Origin of the sequence: Georgenia alba, assembly GCF_042665525.1 — a bacterium.
Lineage (GTDB): Bacteria > Actinomycetota > Actinomycetes > Actinomycetales > Actinomycetaceae > Allobogoriella > Allobogoriella alba.
Map to the genome: position 1 here is coordinate 586,548 of NZ_JBHTCQ010000001.1, position 18,256 is coordinate 604,803.

15 protein-coding genes and 1 riboswitch are annotated in these 18,256 nt (G+C 73.8%); of the genes, 8 read left to right on the forward strand and 7 right to left on the reverse strand.

Going from position 1 to position 18,256, the window contains the following annotated elements; all coding sequences use genetic code 11:
• Positions 1-24: 24 nt before the first annotated feature.
• Positions 25-1,077 (forward strand): 4-hydroxythreonine-4-phosphate dehydrogenase PdxA, encoded by a 1,053-nt coding sequence (gene pdxA / locus ACFQQL_RS02835; RefSeq protein ID WP_382391042.1) that lies wholly within the window; start codon positions 25-27, stop codon positions 1,075-1,077.
• A gap of 23 nt (positions 1,078-1,100) precedes the next feature.
• A complete protein-coding gene (locus ACFQQL_RS02840) occupies positions 1,101-1,874 on the forward strand; it encodes a DeoR/GlpR family DNA-binding transcription regulator (protein ID WP_382391044.1) in 774 nt (257 codons plus the stop codon).
• A 36-nt stretch (positions 1,875-1,910) separates the two neighbouring features.
• On the opposite strand, the gene ACFQQL_RS02845 is transcribed toward ACFQQL_RS02840, so the two are convergent.
• Genes ACFQQL_RS02845 through ACFQQL_RS02865 form a run of 5 tightly spaced genes read right to left on the reverse strand, consistent with a single transcriptional unit; the run spans position 1,911 to position 8,021 of the window.
• Positions 1,911-3,224, reverse strand: coding sequence for an MFS transporter (locus ACFQQL_RS02845; RefSeq protein ID WP_382391046.1), 1,314 nt, complete (start codon positions 3,222-3,224; stop codon positions 1,911-1,913).
• A 30-nt stretch (positions 3,225-3,254) separates the two neighbouring features.
• Positions 3,255-4,385, reverse strand: a complete 1,131-nt coding sequence (locus ACFQQL_RS02850) for a thiolase family protein (RefSeq protein WP_382391048.1) — start codon at positions 4,383-4,385, stop codon at positions 3,255-3,257.
• On the reverse strand, positions 4,382-4,846 hold the full coding sequence (locus ACFQQL_RS02855) for a Zn-ribbon domain-containing OB-fold protein (protein ID WP_382391050.1): 465 nt from the start codon (positions 4,844-4,846) through the stop codon (positions 4,382-4,384). The genes ACFQQL_RS02850 and ACFQQL_RS02855 overlap by 4 nt, the downstream gene beginning before the upstream one ends.
• Entirely contained in the window at positions 4,843-6,036 is a 1,194-nt protein-coding gene (locus ACFQQL_RS02860) for a thiolase family protein (protein ID WP_382391052.1), read from the reverse strand. The genes ACFQQL_RS02855 and ACFQQL_RS02860 overlap by 4 nt, the downstream gene beginning before the upstream one ends.
• Entirely contained in the window at positions 6,033-8,021 is a 1,989-nt protein-coding gene (locus ACFQQL_RS02865; RefSeq protein ID WP_382391054.1) for an acetoacetate--CoA ligase, read from the reverse strand. Before ACFQQL_RS02865 ends, ACFQQL_RS02860 begins: the two co-directional genes overlap by 4 nt.
• A gap of 191 nt (positions 8,022-8,212) precedes the next feature.
• Positions 8,213-8,308: riboswitch (TPP riboswitch) on the forward strand.
• Here ACFQQL_RS02865 and thiM point away from each other — a divergent pair.
• The 4 genes from thiM (at position 8,299) to ACFQQL_RS02885 (ending at position 11,244) form a co-directional block, all read left to right on the forward strand.
• A complete protein-coding gene (thiM, locus tag ACFQQL_RS02870; protein ID WP_382391056.1) occupies positions 8,299-9,120 on the forward strand; it encodes a hydroxyethylthiazole kinase in 822 nt (273 codons plus the stop codon). Its footprint overlaps the riboswitch before it by 10 nt.
• The gene (thiE, locus tag ACFQQL_RS02875; RefSeq protein WP_382391058.1) at positions 9,117-9,782 is read left to right on the forward strand and encodes a thiamine phosphate synthase; all 666 of its coding nucleotides are present in this window, start codon (positions 9,117-9,119) and stop codon (positions 9,780-9,782) included. Before thiM ends, thiE begins: the two co-directional genes overlap by 4 nt.
• Positions 9,779-10,591 (forward strand): bifunctional hydroxymethylpyrimidine kinase/phosphomethylpyrimidine kinase, encoded by an 813-nt coding sequence (gene thiD, locus ACFQQL_RS02880; RefSeq protein WP_382391060.1) that lies wholly within the window; start codon positions 9,779-9,781, stop codon positions 10,589-10,591. Before thiE ends, thiD begins: the two co-directional genes overlap by 4 nt.
• Positions 10,588-11,244, forward strand: coding sequence for a TenA family protein (locus tag ACFQQL_RS02885; protein ID WP_382391062.1), 657 nt, complete (start codon positions 10,588-10,590; stop codon positions 11,242-11,244). The genes thiD and ACFQQL_RS02885 overlap by 4 nt, the downstream gene beginning before the upstream one ends.
• A gap of 9 nt (positions 11,245-11,253) precedes the next feature.
• Here ACFQQL_RS02885 and hrpA read toward each other — a convergent pair whose 3' ends face one another.
• Together hrpA and ACFQQL_RS02895 are read right to left on the reverse strand one after the other, a co-directional pair.
• On the reverse strand, positions 11,254-15,645 hold the full coding sequence (gene hrpA / locus ACFQQL_RS02890; RefSeq protein WP_382391064.1) for an ATP-dependent RNA helicase HrpA: 4,392 nt from the start codon (positions 15,643-15,645) through the stop codon (positions 11,254-11,256).
• Between the two features lie 105 nt (positions 15,646-15,750).
• Positions 15,751-16,722, reverse strand: a complete 972-nt coding sequence (locus ACFQQL_RS02895; RefSeq protein WP_382391066.1) for a GlxA family transcriptional regulator — start codon at positions 16,720-16,722, stop codon at positions 15,751-15,753.
• A gap of 93 nt (positions 16,723-16,815) precedes the next feature.
• Between ACFQQL_RS02895 and ACFQQL_RS02900 the strand changes: the two genes are divergently transcribed.
• Both ACFQQL_RS02900 and ACFQQL_RS02905 read left to right on the forward strand, forming a co-directional pair.
• Positions 16,816-16,986 carry a hypothetical protein gene (locus ACFQQL_RS02900; RefSeq protein WP_382391068.1) on the forward strand — a complete coding sequence of 57 codons (171 nt, stop codon included), beginning with the start codon at positions 16,816-16,818 and terminating at the stop codon, positions 16,984-16,986.
• A 60-nt stretch (positions 16,987-17,046) separates the two neighbouring features.
• Positions 17,047-18,243, forward strand: a complete 1,197-nt coding sequence (locus ACFQQL_RS02905) for a multidrug effflux MFS transporter (RefSeq protein WP_382391070.1) — start codon at positions 17,047-17,049, stop codon at positions 18,241-18,243.
• The last annotated feature ends 13 nt before the right edge of the window (positions 18,244-18,256 follow it).

The window sequence follows — 18,256 nt, forward strand, 5'->3', positions numbered from 1 at the left end:
CAAACGTCACGAAGGAGAGATCAGATGACCCGCCCCGTGCTCGCGCTGACCGTCGGTGACCCGGTCGGCATCGGCCCCGAGATCACCCTCCGGACCCTCGCCGAGGCGGCGGGCGACCCGGAGCACCACGGCATCGCGGTCGCCGACCTCGCCGCCATGGCGCGCGCCCGCGACGTGCTCGGCCTCGACGTCGAGCTCCGTGCCGTCGGCGACTGGGACACCGAGCCCGCCGGCGAGGGTGTCGTCGACGTCTTCGACATCGGCGTGCTGGGGGAGGACCTGCCCGACTGGGGCACCGTCGACGCCCGCGCCGGCCGTGCCGCCGTGACGGCGATCGAGGTCGCCACCTCGGCCGCGATGGCGCAACAGGTCTCCGGGATCGTCACCGGACCCATCAACAAGGAGGCGATCTGGGCCGCGGGCAGCGAGCACCTCGGGCACACCGAGATGCTCGGCGAGCTCACCGGCGTGACCGACCAGGACACGATGTTCGTGGTCCGCAACACCCACGTGCCAGGCCATCACCTGCGGATCTTCTTCGCCACCCGCCACGTCTCCCTCCGCGGGGCGCTGGAGAAGATCACGCGGGAGACCCAGCTGACCTCGATCCGCCGTGCCGCCACGGCGCTGCGGGTCTTCGGTGTCCCGGACGCCCGGCTCGCGGTCGCGGCGATCAACCCGCACGGCGGGGAGAACGGCGCGTTCGGAGACGAGGAGATCGTCCACCTCGCGCCGGCGGTGGAGGACGCCCGGGCCCTGGGCCTCGACGTCGCAGGACCGATCCCGGCGGACTCGGTCTTCCACCACGGCCTCGTCGGCCGGTACGACGGCGTCCTGTCGCAGTACCACGACCAGGGGCACATCGCCGCCAAGACGGTGGACTTCGACGGCACCATCTCGGTGACCGTCGGGCTGCCGATCCTGCGCACCTCGGTGGACCACGGCACGGCCTTCGACATCGCGGGCACCGGCCAGGCGGACCACGGCACCATGCGCTCGGCGTACCTCGCCGCCGTGGACTACAGCCCGTTCGTCGAGGGTATCCGCGCCGAGTACCTGCCCACCGCGGCACGGTGACGGCACGGTGACGGGGGGCATCGGTGGGCGGTGAGCCGAGGCGCGGCACCCGCGAGCGGCACGAGCGGCTGCTGGAGCGGGTCCGCGACGGGGTCACGCACGTGGAGGAGCTCGCGCGGGCGCTCGGCGTCTCGAGCTCGACGGTGCGCCGCGACCTCGCGCGCCTGGTCGAGACGGGGGCGCTGACCCGCACCTACGGTGGCGCCGTCCTGGACTCCCCGTTCCGGGAGAGCGCCCTGGCCGACCGGCTGCGGGTGGAGACCGCCGCGAAGGACGCCATCGGGCGCCGGGCCGCGGAGCTGGTGCCGGAGCACGGCACGATCTTCCTCGACGCCGGGTCCACCACCGCCCGGCTCGCCGAGCACCTGCGCGGTCGTGCGGGCCTGACGGTGCTGACCCGGGGCCCGGAGATCGCGCTCCTGCTGGCCGGCCACGAGGGGCCCGAGGTGGTGCTCGTCGGCGGGACGGTCGCCCCGACGAGCCACGGACTGGTCGGCCCGCTGACCACCCACGCCCTCGAGCGGTTCGCGCTCGACGCCGCCTTCCTCGGCGTCGACGCGGTCCACCCCCTCGACGGCGTGGGCGAACCGACCCTCGCCGAGGCCGAGACCAAGGAGGTCGCGGCCGGCCGGGCCGGCCACGTCGTCGTCCTGGCCGACGCGACGAAGCTGGGCCGCCGTGGTGTGCCGGCGTGGGCGCCCCTGCCACCGGGCTGGACCCTGGTGACGAACGGGACCGGGGAGGCGGTCGAGCCGTTCGTCGCGGCCGGGGTCCAGGTGATCGGTACGGCGGGCTGAGCGGCCCGAGCACGGCGCGGCGGGGGTGCCGGCCGGTCAGAACTTCGCGCGCAGGGTCTCCCGCGCCAGCAGCGTGCAGACCGTCGAGATGACGCCGAGCGCCATGATGTAGAGGCTGATCCCCCAGGTCGCGCCGCCCTGCGCGTTCAGCAGCGCGGCCGCGATCAGCGGCGAGAACCCGCCGGCGAGCATCGCGCCGATCTGGTAGCCGATCGACGCGCCGGACAGGCGCACCTTGGTGCCGAACAGCTCGGCGAAGTACACCGCCTGCGGGCCGTACACCATGTCGTGCAGGAGGTTGGCGCCGATGATCATGCCCACGGTCACCCACAGCACGTCCGCGGTGTCGATGAGCAGGAACGACGCCGGGAAGTACAGCGTGCCGAGGATGCAGCCGGCCAGGTAGACCGGCTTGCGGCCCACCCTGTCCGACAGCCAGGACCAGCCCGGGATGGTGGCCAGGCCGATCACGGAGGCGATCATGACGGCGTTCAGGCCCACCTGGCGGTCCATCCCCAGCGTCCCGGAGATGTAGGCAAGCATGAAGACCGTGTAGATGTAGAAGACGGCGTTCTGGAACAGCTTCATGCCGATCGTCAGCAGCAGGTTCCGCCAGTGGTGGACGAGCACGTCGCGGGACGGCTTCTCGGAGCGGGTGTCGGTCTCGACGAGCCGCTGGAAGGCGGGGGACTCGGCGACGGTGAGCCGCACGACGATGCCGACCACGATGAGCACGGCGGAGAGCAGGAACGGGATGCGCCAGCCCCACGCGGTGAACGCCTCGTCGCCGACCATCGTGCTGACCAGGCCGAACACCCCGGAGGAGAGCAGCAGGCCGACCGGCACGCCCAGCTGGGGGAAGGAGCCGAACAGGCCCCTCCGCCCCTTCGGGGCGTGCTCGACCACCATCACGACGGCGGACCCCCACTCGCCGCCGACCGCGAAGCCCTGGATCAGGCGCATGAGGCACAGCAGCGCCGGCGCCCACAGCCCGACGGTCGCGTAGGCGGGCAGCAGGCCGATCGCGAACGTGGAGACGCCCATGAGGAGCAGCGAGATCATCAGCATCGTCTTGCGGCCGATCCGGTCGCCGAAGTGACCGAAGACGAAGCCGCCGAGCGGCCGGGCGGCGAACCCCACGGCGTAGGTCGCGAAAGCCTTGATGACGCCGATCGCCGAGTCGTCGCCCGGGAAGAAGACGGCCGGGAAGATCAGGGCCGCGGCGGTGCCGTAGAGGTAGTAGTCGTACCACTCGATGCTCGTGCCGACGAAGCTGGAGATCGCGGCCTTCCGGGACTCGCGGCGGACGTCGGGCTCGTCCGTGCGGGACGCGGTGGCGGTGCTGGTCATGAGGGGTCCTCGGGTGGGTGTCGTTCGGGATCAGCTGACGGTCTCGAGCAGGACGGCGAGTCCCTGCCCGCCACCGCCGCAGAGGGTGGCGACGGCGTGCCGGCCGCCGTGCTCGCGCAGGGTCCGGGCGGCGGTGAGGGCGAGCCGGAAGCCGCTCGCTCCGAGCGGGTGGCCGACGGCGACGGCGCCGCCGTGGACATTGACGACGTCCTCGGCCAGACCCAGGTCGCGGGCCGCGGCGACGGCGACGCCCGCGAACGCCTCGTTGATCTCCCAGACGTCCACGTCGGACGGGCGCAGGCCGTGCCGGTCGAGCACCAGGCGGGCGGCCCGGGCCGGCTTGAGGTGCAGCGAGGTGTCCGGACCGGCGACGAACCCCCAGTCGACGACGCGGCCGAGCGGCGTCGCGCCCGCCCGCTCGGCGACGGTGGCGGAGACCACGAGCCCGGCGCTCGCGCCGTCGGCGGTCTGCGACGCGTTGCCCGCGGTGATCGTGCCGTCGGCGCCGAAGGCGGGTGCCAGGGCGGCGAGCGCCTCGGGCGACGACCCGGGCCGGACACCCTCGTCGTCGGTGTGCGTGCCGCCGCCGGGCAGCGGCACCGGGACAGTCTCGCCGCGCAGGAACTCGCGGCTCTCGGCGGCCCGCACGTGCGAACGGTGCGCCCAGGCGTCCTGGTCCTCGCGCGTGACGCCGAGCTCGGCGTTGACGGCGTCGGAGACCACGCCCATCGAGCGTCCGGTGGCGGCGTCGAGCAGCCCGTCGTGCAGGACCACGTCCGTGTCGCCGCCGACCCGCCTGGTCGCGGACATGGAGTCGAACCCGCCGACCAGGTAGGTCTCGCCCTCGCCGACGGCGATGCGGCGCGCCGCGTCGCAGACCGTCTCGAGGGAGGCGAGGCAGACGCTGTTGAGGGTCAGCGCCGGCACGGTGGCTTCCAGGCCGCCGGCCAGGGCGGCGACACGGGCGGGGTTCTGGCCCAGCCCGGCCTGCACGACGACGCCCAGCACGGCGACGTCCGGCCGCAGGCCGGGATGGCGGCGGAGCAGCTCGGCGACCGGAAGGGCACCGAGATCGGTGGCCGACAGGCCGGACAGCGCCCGGCCGACGCGACCGAACGGGACGCGGACGCCGTCGAGGAGGTAGGTCGGGGGGACGGTCACTGCGGTGTCTCCTTCACCACGGCTGCGATCGTGTCCGGGCCGACGCGGGTCGGCCGGACGGCCACCCGGTCGCCGACGTGCACATCGGCCGGGTCGGCGAGGACGTGGGCGAGCATGCGGGGCCCCTCGGCGAGGTCGACGACGGCCAGCGGGTATGGCGCGGTCGGCGCCCAGCCCGGGTGGCCCGGCCGGTGCACCACAGACCAGGCCGCGACGGTGCCGCGACCGGAGGCGGCCCGCCAGCCCCACTGCTCGCGCCAGCAGGTCGGGCAGACCGCACGCGGGTAGAAGAACCAGCGCTCGCAGGCGGGGCAGTACGGCAGCTCGAACCGTCCTTGGGCCAGCGCGTCCCAGAAGCGGCGGGACTCGGCGGTGGGCGTGGGGCCGGGGACGTCGAGTCCGGCGAGCAGCGTCGCGCGCTCGGCGACCGCGTCGCGGGCAGGGTCCTGCGGCTGCGTCATCGTGTCTCCTCCGCGCCGAGTACCAGGGCAACGGCCTCGCTGAGGGTGGCTCCGTTCCCGGTGACCAGTGCGGTGCGCGGGCCGGCGTCGGCGCGGCCGTGGTGCTGGCGGCCGTGCGCGGTGCCGCGGAGCTGGTGGACGGCCTCGATGGCGTGGCTCATGCCGCCGGCGAGGTCGGCCTGGCCGCAGCCGAGCTGGCCGCCGTGCGGGTTGTAGGCGACCTCGCCGGCGTGCGAGACGTCCCGGTCGCGGAAGAAGTCCGCGAACCGGCCGGGCGGGCAGATCCCGGCGTCCTCCAGGGTGAGCGCGGTGACCACCGTGTAGCAGTCGTAGAGGGACAGCACGTCGAGGTCCGCCGGCCCGACTCCCGCCTGCGCGTAGGCCTGGGCGATCGCGGGCCGCAACGGCCCCGAGGTCAGCGACGGGGAGAAGCTCATGGCCCGGTGGCTGACCTTCTCGCCGGCGCCGAGCAGGTGCACGGGGCGGCGCGGGCCGGGCCATCCGGTCGCGCGCTCGGGACTCACCACCACGACCGCCGTCGCGCCGGCCACCGGCATGACGATCTCGAGCAGGTGCAGCGGCTCAGCCACGTACGGCGAGTCCAGCACGTCCCGGAGGGTGGCCGGCCGGCCGTGGAAGATCGCCGCCGGATTCAGCTGGGCGTGCGCGCGGGAGACCGCCGCGATCTGCGCGAAGTCCTCGTCGGTGGTGCCGTAGGCCGCCATGTGGGCGGACTTCAGGAACGCGTAGGAGGTGTTGGCGCCCGAGGCACCGTGCGGCACGTCGAGCTCCCGGATCGGGTTGCGGTTGGGCGAGCGCAGCGGCTTGGGGTTGCGGTGGTTGCCGACCAGGCACAGGACGACGTCGGCCATGCCGGCGTCGACGGCGGCACCGGCCCGCCAGATCATCCCGGGGCCGGTGGCGCCGCCGAGGTCGACGACGTCTGCCATCCGGGGCTGCAGGCCCAGGTACTCGGCCACCGTGGCCGGGACGTGCTGCGGGGTCTCGCCCACCTGCGGTGCGACGAGGAGGCCGTCGACGTCGGACGGCTCCAGCCCGGCGTCGTCCAGGGCGGCCCGCGCCGCGCGCGCGAGCAGGCCCATCGTGGTGGCGCCCTCGGTGCGGCGCACCGGTGTCAGCTCGCCGACGCCCACGATCGCGGCTCGCGAGGCTCCGACCGCACGGGTCATGGGGTGGCCTCCGCAGGCGTCGCCGCGAAGAGCGCCTCGTACGCCGCGAGGCACTCGGGGTTGGCGAGCGAGGCCCGGTTCCTCACCGGCAGGCCGGCGGCCGCCGCCCGTGCCGCGCCCTCGGCCTTCTTGCCGTTGTGGGTGACCGGCACCGCCGGGACGGCGAAGACGTGCGCCGGGACGTGCCGGGGCGAGGCCTGGGTACGGATGTCGGTGCGCAGGCTCGCCGCGAGGTCCGCGGTCAGCGCGGAGCCCGCGGCCGGGACGACGCACAGCACCACGTCCTCGTCGGTGCCGCAGGAGTGCCCGAACACGACGGCGTCGGCGATCTCGGCTCGGGCGTCGACCACGCGGTAGATCTCGGCCGTCCCGATCCGCACGCCTTGCGGCTTGAGGGTGGTGTCGCTGCGGCCGTAGATCACGACGGAGCGCCGGGGGGTCAGCTCGGCGAGGTCGCCGTGGGTCCAGAGGTCGGGCCGCTCCGCGAAGTACGTGTCGTGGTAGCGCCGCAGGCCCTCCTCGCCGAGGAACGTCAGCGGCATGGACGGGAACGGCTCGGTGCACACCAGCTCGCCCTTGACCCCGACCACCGGTGCGCCGCGTTCGTCCAGGACGGCCATGGCGTGCCCGAGCGCCAGGCAGGTGATCTCGCCGCGCCGGACGGGGTGGACGGGTGAGCCGAGCTGGAAGCAGCCGTGGATCTCCGTCCCACCGCTGATCGAGGCGAAGACCATGTCCTGCTTGACGTGGGTGTAGAGCCAGTCGTACTGCTCCGGGCTGACCGGTGCGCCGGCGGAGAGCACCGAGCGCAGGGCGGACAGGTCGTGGTGCTCGGCAGGGTGGTGGCCGGCGGCCATGAGCCCGCTGAGGTAGGCGGGGGACGTGCCGAAGTGCGTGATCCGCGCCTGCTCGGCGATCCGCCACAGGTGGCCGTGATCCGGCGTCCCGTCCCGCTTCGGGGTGGGGCTGCCGTCGAGGAGGACGACGGTGGCCTCCGCGGCCAGCGCCGAGACGAGCCAGGCGTACATCATCCAGCCGGTGGAGGTGAACCACGAGTGCACGTCGCCGGGCCGGACGTCGCCGTGCAGCACGTGCTCCTTGAGGTGCTGCAGGAGCACCCCACCCGCGCTGTGCACGATCGCCTTCGGCAGCCCGGTGGTGCCGGAGGTGAACATGATGAGGCCGGGCGTGTCGAAGGGGTGGCGCTCGAACGTGGGCTGGCCGTCCGCGCCGGCTCGGCCGGTGAAGTCGGACTCCCACGCGGCCGAGCGGGTGAGCACCAGCTCGGTGGGGTGGCCGAGTCGGTCGAGGACCTCCTCGGCCTTCCCTCGCACGTCGAACGTGCGGCCGTTGTAGACGTAGCTCTCGGCGGCGACGACGACGGCGGGATGCACCTGCCCGATCCGGTCCACCAGCCCGGGGACGCCGAAGTCCGGCGAGCAGCCGGCCCAGGCCGCGCCGAGCGAGAGCGTGGCGAGCATGGTGACGAGGTTGTCGACGTCGTTCGGCATGATCCCGGCGACGACGGAGCCGCGGCGGACCCCGCGGTCCCGCAGCCCCGCCTGGACGGCGGCGACCCGGCCGCGCAGCTCCGCGAGCGTGAGGCGGCCGCGGACGCCGGTCTCGTCGGCGGCGACCACGGCGAGCCGGTCGCCATCGCCGCGCAGCAGGTTCTCGGTGACGTTCAGGCGGCCGCGCGGGAAGAACCGGGTGCCGAACATGTGGCCGTGCCGCAGCGAGGGCAGCTCGTCGGGGCCGCCGAGGGCGGCCGGGTCCGGCGCCTGCTCCACGACGTCCCCCTGCTCGCCGAGGACGCCGGTGAAGTCCCACAGTGCCGACCAGAACGCGGACCGGTCGGTGACGGACCAGGCGTGGAGCTCGTCGTACCGCCGTGGGTCGAGACCCTGGGCGTGGGCGAAACGTGCCATCGCGGAGTCGGTGAACGCCGACTCCGGTGGCGTCCACAGCGTGGCGGGTCCGGTCATGGGGCCGAGGGTCCTCCGGGTTCTCTCGTCCGTCGACGGGTGCGCCGATCTGGCTCGTCCGACGTTCCCAGCCGGGGCGGCCACGCGCGCGATCCCGTCGTGGCGCTCTCGTCATCTGAGACGAGGTGTCCACGGTCAGTCCGGGCCGATCCTGCCACGGGCGCCCGGAGCGCCGGACCGGAGGTACAGTGACGGACGACGCGGGGTGCCGTGCACGCACGGCTGAGAGCACACCCGTTGAACCTGATCTAGTTCGTACTAGCGAAGGGACGTCGCCTTGGGTGCAGCCACCGCCGCCGGCGCGGCCGTCACCGCCGACCGCCTCGCGACGACGGTCGCGGAGCTGCGGACGCGGGGGCCGCTCGTGCAGTGCCTGACCAACGTCGTCGTGGCGCAGTGGACCGCCAACACGCTCCTCGCCGCGGGGGCCAGCCCCGCGATGGTCGACAACACCCACGAGGCCCGGGCGCTGGCCGGTGGGGCCGGCGCCGTGCTGGTCAACCTCGGTACGCCCCAGGAGGACACCGTCGCGGCCATGCGCGAGGCGGTCGCCGGGGCCACGGACGCCGGAACACCCTGGGTGCTGGACCCGGTGGCGGCCGGCGCGCTGCCCTGGCGCACCGGCGTGGCGCAGGAGCTGCTGCAGATCGCGGCCCCCGCCGTCGTGCGCGGCAACGCCTCGGAGATCCTCGCCCTCGACGGCGGCCGGGGCGGCCGCGGGGTCGAGAGCGTCGACACCGCCGAGGACGCCCTGCCCGCCGCGGAGGCGCTCGCCAGGCGGCACGGTTGCGTCGTCGCCGTCAGCGGCGCCGTCGACCACCTCACCGACGGCGACCGGCTGATCCGCGTCGCGAACGGCGACGTCCTGCTGACCAAGGTCACCGGCGCCGGCTGCGCCCTGGGCGCACTCATGGCCGCCTGCACCGCCGTCACGGACGACGCCCTGGTCGCGGCCGCCGCCGCGACCGCGCTGTACACCGTCGCCGCCGACGCCGCGGCGACCGCGGCCCGCGGCCCGGGCAGCTTCGCCGTCGCCCTGCTGGACGAGCTGGCCGCGCTCGAGCCTGCGCAGCTCGCCGACCGGGTCCGGCTCTCGTGAGCACCCCGGCCCGGCCCGGCCGCGCGCCGCTGGACCTGTCCGTCTACCTCGTCACCGACACCGGGATGTGCGGTGCCCGCGGGGTGCCCGCCACGGTCGAGGCCGCCGTCGCGGGCGGGGTGAGCGTGGTCCAGCTGCGCGACCACGACCTCACCGACGAGGAGTTCGTCGCGCTCGGCCGACAGGTCCGGGAGGTGCTGGCCGGCACCGGGGTCCCGCTGATCGTCGACGACCGGGTGCACCTGGTGGAGCAGATCGGGGCCGACGGTGCGCACGTCGGCCAGCGGGACGTGCCGGCCGCCGACGCACGCTCGGCACTCGGGCCGGACCGGTTGCTCGGGCTGTCGGTCTCCACGCCCCAGCAGGTCCGGACCGCGATCGACCTGGACCCGGGAGTGCTCGACTACCTCGGCGTCGGCCCGATGTGGGCGACGGCCACGAAGCCCGGCCACGCCGACCCGCTCGGCCCGGACGGCGTCGCCGAGGTGACGGTCGTCAGCCCGTGGCCCTGCGTGGCAATCGGCGGCATCGACGTGGCACGAGCCCCCCGGCTGCGGGGGCGTGGCCTGGCCGGGATCGCCGTCGTCAGCGCGATCTGCGCGGCATCCGACCCGTGTGCCGCGGCCGCCGAGCTGCGCCGGGCCTGGGGGGACGGCTCGTGACCCGGCCGCCCGTCGCCCTGACGATCGCCGGCTCCGACCCGTCCGGCGGCGCAGGCATCCAGGCCGACCTGAAGACCTTCTCGGCGCTCGGTGCCTACGGCGCCGCCGTGCTGACGGCGCTGACGGCGCAGTCCACCCAGGGCGTGACCGGTGTGCACGCGGTGCCGCCGGCGTTCGTGCGGGAGCAGCTCGACACGCTGTGGGACGACGTCGCGGTGGACGCCGTCAAGATCGGGATGCTCTCCGGCGCGGACACCGTCCGCGCCGTCACCGGCTTCCTGCGCGAGCGGGCACCGCAGAGCCCCGTGGTGCTCGACCCGGTCATGGTCTCCACCGCGGGATCGCGCCTGCTCGACGACGACGCCGTCGAGTCCGTCCGCACGATGCTCCCGCACGTCTCGCTCGTCACCCCCAACCTCGCCGAGGCCGCCGTGCTGCTCGATGCGGCGGAGGCGGTGGACGTCGAGGGGATGCGTTCCCAGGCCCGTGCGCTGCGGGACCTCGGCGTCCCCCGGGTCATGCTCAAGGGCGGTCACCTCGCCGGTGATGACGCCACCGACCTGTGGCTGGACGGCGACGGCGAGCAGGTCCTGCGCCAGCCCCGCGTCGCGACCGACAACACCCACGGCACCGGCTGCTCGCTGTCCTCGGCGATCGCCGCGCTCGTGCCGCGGTCGGCGACCTGGGCGGATGCGGCAGCCGCCGCGAAGACCTGGCTGACCGGGGCCCTGCGCGCCGCGGACGACCTCGACGTCGGCCGCGGACCCGGCCCGGTGCACCACTTCTACGACGTCTGGAGGCAGTCATGACCGCCGGAGTGTTCACGGCCGAGGCGTGGCAGCGTGCCGCCGGCGTCCGGGAGGCCGTCGACGCTCTGCCGTTCCTGCGCGAGCTCGAGGACGGCACCCTGCCGCGCGCCACCTTCCGGCAGTACCTCGCGCAGGACGCCCTGTACCTCGCCGAGTACGGCCGGGCGCTCGCGGCCTGCGCCCGGCAGGCCGGCACCGCCGAGGAGCTGATCTTCTGGTCCACCGCGGCCGCGCAGACCGTGGAGGTCGAGCGTGAGCTGCACGCCGCGCACGTGGACGACCTCGCCAGCGCCGAACCGTCCCCGACGACCACCGCCTACACCTCCTACCTGCTGGGACTGGCCGGCGGGGGCTCGCACCCGGTGCTAGCCGCCGCCGTGCTGCCCTGCTTCTGGGTCTACGACGACGTCGGCACGCGGCTTGCGGCGCGGCTCGGCCCGCTCGAGGGCCACCCGTACGCCGACTGGATCGGCACCTACGGCGACCCGGAGTTCGCGGCCACGACGGCGACGGCGCGCGATCTGGTGGACGGCCTCGCGGCGGCGGCCGACGAGCGCACCAGGGAGCGGATGCACGCCGCCTTCCGCCGCGGCATGCAGTACGAGTGGATGTTCTGGGACGCCGCGTACCGCGGGGAGACCTGGCCGGTCTGACGCGCCGCGTCAGAGCGCCGCGAGGGCCTTGCGGATGCGCTTCTCCGAGACCTTGATCGGTGTCCCGAGCTGCTGGGCGAAGAACGAGACGCGCAGCTCCTCGAGCATCCACCGCACCTCCTCGACGGCCGCGTCCCGCGCCGGGTCCGGCGCGAGTCGCTCGGACGCCTCGGCCTCGGCCCGGTAGGCGTCCTCGAGCTCGCCGACCGTCCACGCGAGATTCGCGTCCTGGTGCACGTTCTGCTGCGCCCGTTCGATCCGCCGCTGTGCCGCCCGCAGGTATCGCGGCAGATGCACGAGCTTCTCCGCGGGGGTCTCGGAGACGAACTCCGGACGCACGAGCCGGGCGACCTGGTCCTTGACGTCGGTGAGGGTGTTGAGCAGGTGCATGGACGTCGCGTCCTTGATCGTGGCGTCCAGCTCCCGCCGCACCTCGAGCGTGGCCACCACCTGCCGGATCACCTGGTGCACCCGCTCCTCGAGCAGCCCGCGGACGTGCCCGAGCAGCTCCCGGTAGGCGTCGGCGTCCCACGGCTGACCGTGACCGCCGACCCACTCGTCCACCAGCGCCGTGACCGCGGCGAGCTGGACGTCGGCCACCAGGGCGTCGGTGCTCGGGTAGGGCGAGGTCGCCAGCGTGAGCGCCTCGGCGCCGGTCCACCGGGTGGTGATCCGCTGCGGGTTGAGCGCCGTTTCGGTCAGCACCAGCCGGCGCAGCCCGAGCCGGTGCGCCCGCACCTGCTCGGCCGCACCGGCCAGCACCCGCAGCGACGCCGAGAACGCCGGACCCGCGCCGGCGCCCTTACCGCCCTTGCCCGGCACCTCGACCAGCGCCGGATACCCGCGCACCACCAGCCCGTGCGCCCCGGCCGACTCCACCTGCTTCGGGATCACCCCGCCCGCCACGTCCGGCCACGAGCTCAGCCCCTCCTGCTCAGGGAGCGGCGCGGATGGGGTGGTCGCGCCGGACGGGTGACCGGCCACCTGGGACGGGGAGGGCTCGCCCGTGGGTTGGTGACCGTGGAGGGCCGGGGGGTAGGTGGTCGCGGGGCTGGTTGGGTCTGGCTGTCGCGACGAGGAACGAGGAGCGACCGGACGTCCCGCGACGCCTGCCCCCGGCCCTTCGCCTCCGACACCACCGGCCTCGGCCATGGCCGCCGCGACCGCACCCCGCACGGCGGACGAGACCGCCTCCTGCGTCTGCGGCGCGAGCTCACGCTGCAGGGCGAGGAGGTCCTTGCCTTCGGACAGGACGGCACCGCGCCGGGAGAGGACCCGGAAGGTGACGCGCAGATGGTCGGGGAGCCGGTCGTCGTCCCAGGCGTCGTCCGGGATCTCGACGTCGCGGAGGTCGCGGACGGCGGCGGCGAACGCCTCGCGGTAGGAGGGTGCGCCGTCGGGAGCCGGGGCGACCTCGGACCAGGCGGGCAGCCGGGCGACGACGTCGCGGGCGACGTCGGGAGCGGGGACCAGCTGCCGGCGGGTGGGCTTCGGGAAGTGGCGGATGGTCGCCGTCGCGAGCTCGAGGGCCAGGCCGGGCACCATCCAGTCGAAGCCGTCGGGACGTAGGCGCCCCAGGACCTCGACCGGGACGTGCACGGTGACGCCGTCGGCGTGGGTGCCGGGCTCGAACTGGTAGGTGAGCGGGAGCGTGAGGTCTCCCTGGCGCCAGGTGTCGGGGAAGTCCTTCCGCACTCCGGTGACCTCGTCCTGGCGGACCAGGAGGTCCATGGTGAAGGTGAGCAGGTCCGGGTCGTCCCGGCGGGCCTTCTTCCACCATGCGTCGAAGTGCCGTGCCGAGGTGACGTGCTCGGGGATGCGCTCGTCGTAGAAGTCGAACAGGCCGTCCTCGTCGATGACGAGGTCGCGGCGCCGTGCCCGGTTCTCGTACTCCCCGGCCTCGGCGAGGAGCTCACGGTTGCGCTCGTAGAACTCGTGGTGGGTGCGCCACTGCCCGCCCACCAGCGCCTCGCGGATGAACATCTCGCGCGCCAGCTCGCGCGCGGTGACGTCCCCGAGCCGCGTGCTCGTCAGCGTCCCGAGCGGCACCGCCCGGTCGGCCACCAGGGTCATGCCGTACAGCAGGACCTTCTCCTTGACCATGGCCGCGCCCTGCTTGGTGGACCAGTACGGCTCGGAATAGGTCCGCTTCACCAGGTGCGAGGCCAACGGCTCGACCCACTCGGGCTGGATCCGGGCCACGGTCCGGGCGAACAGCCGCGAGGTCTCCACCAGCTCGGCGGCCATCACCCACGCCGGCGTCTTCCTCGCCAGGCCGGACCCGGGCCAGATGACGAACCGCGTCCCGCGCGCGCCGGCGTACTCGCGGCGGCGCTCGTCGTAGGAGCCGAGGTTGGACAGCAGACCGACCAGCAGCGACTGGTGGATGGCGTCGGCGCTCGCGGCATCGGCGGACGCCCCGACGGCGACGGCGGCCCGCGCGGTGTCGGGCCGCCCGTCCTGGGTCTTCTCCGCCGTCGCCGCGATGTCCTCGGCGTGCGGGAGGGCGATCGGCTTCATCGACAGCCCGAGCGGCTTGGCGAGCTGGCGCAGCTGGGTGACCACGTCCTGCCACTCGCGCACGCGTAGATAGTTCAGGTACTCGTTCCGGCACAGCCGGCGGAACGCGGAGCCGGACAGGTCCCGCTGCTGGGTGCGCAGGTACCGCCAGAGGTTGAGGTAGGCGAGGAAGTCCGACGTCGGGTCGGTGAACCGGCGGTGCATCTGGTCCGCCTGGGCCTGCTTGTCCGCCGGGCGCTCGCGCACGTCCTGCGTGGACAGCGCCGCGACGATGACCATGACCTCGGCCGCGCAGCCGTTCCGCTGGGCCTCGAGCAGCATGCGACCCAGGCGCGGGTCGATCGGCAGCTGCGCGAGCTGGCGGCCGACCGGGGTGAGGCGCTTGCGCGGGTCCGTGGCGTGCGGGTCGAGCGCGCCGATCTCGTGCAGGAGCTGGACCCCGTCGCGGATCGCCCGCGTGTCGGGAGGGTCCACGAACGGGAACTCGGCGACCTCACCCAGTCCGAGCGCAGCCATCTGGAGGATGACGCTGGCCAACGAGGTCCGCAGGATCTCCGGCTCGGTGAACTCCGGACGGGCCTGGAAGTCCTGCTCGGAGTAGAGCCGGATCGCGATGCCGTCGGCCACGCGGCCGCACCGGCCGGAGCGCTGGTTGGCGCTCGCCCGGGAGACCGGCTCGATCGGCAGCCGCTGGACCTTGGTGCGGTTGGAGTACCGGGAGATGCGGGCGGTGCCGGGATCGACGACGTACCGGATGCCCGGGACCGTCAGCGACGTCTCCGCGACGTTCGTGGCGAGCACGATTCGGCGGGTCGAGTGCTGCTCGAAGACGCGGTGCTGCTCGGCGGCGGAGAGGCGGGCGTACAACGGGACGACCTCGACGGCGTCGGGCCGGTGGCCGGATCCCTTGGCGGCGCCCGGCGCGCGGTAGCGCTCGCCGAGGTGCTCCTGGAGCGCGACGTGGGTGTCCCGGATCTCGCGTTCGCCGGAGAGGAAGACGAGGATGTCGCCCGGTCCTTCGGTCATGAGCTCGTCGACGGCCAGGGTGATGCCGGTGACCTGGTCGATCGGGTCCTGCTGCACGGGGGAGGCGTCGTCCTCATCGGTGGTGTCCGGGACGAGGGGCCGGTACCGGATCTCGACGGGGTAGGTGCGGCCGGAGACCTCGACGACGGGGGCCGGCTGCCGCTCGCCGTCGGGCCGTTCGCCCGCCCGGGGGCCGAAGTGCGCGGCGAAGCGCTCGGAGTCGATGGTGGCCGAGGTGATGATGACCTTGAGGTCCGGTCGCTGCGGCAGCAGCTGTGCGAGGTAGCCGAGTATGAAGTCGATGTTGAGCGACCGTTCGTGCGCCTCGTCGACGATGATCGTGTCGTAACGGCGCAGCAGCGGGTCCTGCTGGATCTCGGCCAGCAGGATGCCGTCGGTCATGAGCTTGACCAGCGTGGTGGCGGAGACCTGGTCGGTGAACCGCACCTGGTACCCGACGGCGCCGCCCAGGTCCACGCCGAGCTCCTCGGAGATGCGCTCGGCGACCGTTCGGGCCGCGATGCGGCGGGGCTGGGTGTGCCCGATGGTGCCGGCGATGCCGCGGCCCAGCTCCAGGCAGATCTTCGGGATCTGGGTGGTCTTCCCGGAACCGGTCTCGCCGGCGACGATCACCACCTGGTGATCGCGGATCGCCTCGGCGATCTCCTGCCGCCGTGCGGAGACGGGCAGCTGGTCGGGGTACGTGATCCGCGGGAGGGCGGACCGGCGGGCGGCGAGCTGCTCCTCGGTGAACGGTCGCCAGCCGCGGCGACCCGCACGACGCCGGTTCCGTCCGCCGCGCCGACGGTCGCCGCTCGCGGCCCGCGTCTGCGGAAGGTCCCGGTCCGTACTCACGATCCTCCATTCTCACCGATGAGGCGGGTCGGGCTCAGCCGATATCTCCGACGGCCGACCCCCCCTCGACTCGTCGTCGGCGTGGGGGCGGCTCGGCGGGAGGGGTCAGCCGGCGGCGGGGGCGGGGGCGCGGCGGAACCGGTGGCGGTACTGCTGCGGGCTCAGTCCGCGGATCCGGGCGAGGTGGTGGCGCAGGGTCGCGGCGTTGCCGAAGCCCACGTCCGAGGCGATGCGGTCGACCGTGCGGTCGGTCTCCTCGAGCAGCTGCTCGGCCCGGTGCACGCGCTGCGCGGTGATCCACGCGTGCGGCGTGGTCCCGGTCTCGGCCCGGAACCGGCGCGCGAAGGTGCGCGGTGACATGGCGGACCGTGCCGCGAGCTGCTCGACCGACATCTCCTCCTCGAGGTGCTCCACGATCCACGTCAGCACCGGGCCGAGCGTCTCGACGTCGCACTCGGGGACGGGCCTGGCGATGAACTGGGCCTGCCCGCCCTCACGCTGCGGGGGCACGACCATCCGCCGGGCCACCAGGCTGGCGGCCGCCGCGCCGAACTCGGCGCGCCACAGGTAGAGGCTGGCGTCCAGGCCTGCGGCGGTTCCCGCGCTGGTGAGGACCCGGTCGTCGTCGACGTACAGCACCTCGGGCTCGACGTGAGCCAGCGGGAAGCGCCGGGCGAGCTCGTCCGTGTGCATCCAGTGCGTCGTGCAGCGCCGGCCGTCGAGCAGCCCGGCCTCGCCGAGCGCGAAGGCGCCGGAGCACACAGACATGACCCAGGCTCCGCGGTCGTGCGCGTCCCGGAGGGTCTGCAGCACCCCGGGTGGCGTCTCCTCGCCGCGCTTGACCGCTGGGACCACCAGCAGGTCGGCCTCGGCCGCGCGGTCCAGGCCGTGGTGGACGCTGAGGTCGAAGCCCACGGACGTGCGCACGAGACCTGGCTCCGGCGCGCAGACGGCGAAGTCGAACACCGGCAGGCCCATGTCCGACCGGTCGATGCCCCATGACTCGCAGACCACGCCGAGCTCGAAGGGCGCGACCCCGTCGTAGGCGAGGGCGACGACATTGCGGATCCGGGCCATGCACCGATCGTGCCACAGAGTTGGCAGAAAATCGACGAGAAGCGGCATATCTGCCACTCGTGGCAGAAGTTCGACGGAGGAAGGATATCTGCCATGGATATCGCACTGCTGACCCTCGTGGTTCTCGGCATCGCCGTCCTCGCGTACACCGCCTACCTCGTCCGGGTCGTCCACGACGACGACCGCGGGCACGCGTTCACGGGTCGTGAGGCACCCCGGAGCCATCGTCTTGAGTCCACCGCCTGGCCGCCGCGGAGCCTCTAGCCGGATCCCACCAGGAGGGCACCGCTGAGAACACCGGTGGGCCGGTCGTAGGCTCGCAAGGTGACCACCGATGAGCCCCGGACCCCCGGCGGGCTCGTCGTCCTCCTCGGTGCGCTCACGGCCATCGGCCCGCTGACGATCAACCTCTACCTGCCGGCCTTCCCGCTCATCGCCGAGGAGCTGGACGCCTCCAACGGGCACGTCCAGCTGACGATGACGGCCACGCTCGTCGGCATCGCCGTCGGCCAGCTCATCCTGGGATCGCTCTCCGACGTGGTCGGCAGGCGGTTGCCGCTGCTCGTCGCGTTCGGCGGCTACGCCGTCGTCTCGGTCGGCATCGCGGTCTCCGGTGACATCCTCACCCTCACGGCGCTCCGGTTGCTGCAGGGGTTGTTCGGCTCCGCGGGGATGGTCGTCGCGCTGGCCGTCGTGCGGGACACCACCAGCGGACTGCTGGTGGGCCGGACCATCTCGCGGCTCATGCTCGTGGTCGGCATCGCGCCGCTCGTCGCGCCGGCGCTCGGCTCCCAGCTGTTGCTCGTCGGGTCCTGGCGGTTGCTGTTCGTGGTGCTGGCGGCCCTCGCGGGCGTGCTGTTCGTCCTGGTGGTCCTCCTCCTGCCGGAGACGCTCCCGCCGGAACGGCGACGGCGTGGCGGCCTGCGCACCGCCACCACCGCTTACGCCGGGCTGCTCGCCGACCCGGCCTTCCGGGGACTGGTGATCGTCGCGGGCCTCACCATGGCGGGGCAGTTCACGTACATCACGGCCTCCGCCTTCGTCTTCCAGGGCGAGTACGGCCTCAGCGCGCAGCAGTACGGCATCCTGTTCGGCGCCGGGGCGATCACCGTCACCACCGGGACCCAGGTGGCCGGCTTCCTCATGGGTCGGGTCGAGCCCACGAGGATCGCCGGCGTGGCGCTCGCCGTCGCGCTCGCGGGTGCGCTCACCATCGGCATCCTCGCCATGACCGTCGGGACCGGCCCGGCGCACTTCTGGCCGATGGTGGCGGTGCTCCTGCCGACCGTCGGATGCATCGGTGTGATGATCCCGACCATCCCCGGCATCGCTCTGGCGCGGCAGTCGCGGGACGCCGGCAGCTCGGCCGCCCTCATCGGCGCGGCGCAGTTCGGGCTCGCCGCGGCCGGTGCGCCGCTCTCGGGCCTCCTCGGCGGCTCGGTGCTGGCGATGGCCGGGGTGATGGCCGCCTGCTACGCGTGCGCGGCGCTCACGCTCGCCACCGCGGTCCGCCGGCGATGAGCCGCCGGGTGTT

Coding starts and splice junctions, on each gene's coding strand:
- pdxA (WP_382391042.1), top strand. CDS start 25: ATGACCCGCCCCGTGCTCGCGCTGACCGTCGGTGACCCGGTCGGCATC.
- ACFQQL_RS02865 (WP_382391054.1), bottom strand. CDS start 8,021: ATGACCGGACCCGCCACGCTGTGGACGCCACCGGAGTCGGCGTTCACC.
- ACFQQL_RS02885 (WP_382391062.1), top strand. CDS start 10,588: ATGACCGCCGGAGTGTTCACGGCCGAGGCGTGGCAGCGTGCCGCCGGC.
- ACFQQL_RS02855 (WP_382391050.1), bottom strand. CDS start 4,846: ATGACGCAGCCGCAGGACCCTGCCCGCGACGCGGTCGCCGAGCGCGCG.
- ACFQQL_RS02860 (WP_382391052.1), bottom strand. CDS start 6,036: ATGACCCGTGCGGTCGGAGCCTCGCGAGCCGCGATCGTGGGCGTCGGC.
- ACFQQL_RS02895 (WP_382391066.1), bottom strand. CDS start 16,722: ATGGCCCGGATCCGCAATGTCGTCGCCCTCGCCTACGACGGGGTCGCG.
- ACFQQL_RS02900 (WP_382391068.1), top strand. CDS start 16,816: ATGGATATCGCACTGCTGACCCTCGTGGTTCTCGGCATCGCCGTCCTC.
- ACFQQL_RS02845 (WP_382391046.1), bottom strand. CDS start 3,224: ATGACCAGCACCGCCACCGCGTCCCGCACGGACGAGCCCGACGTCCGC.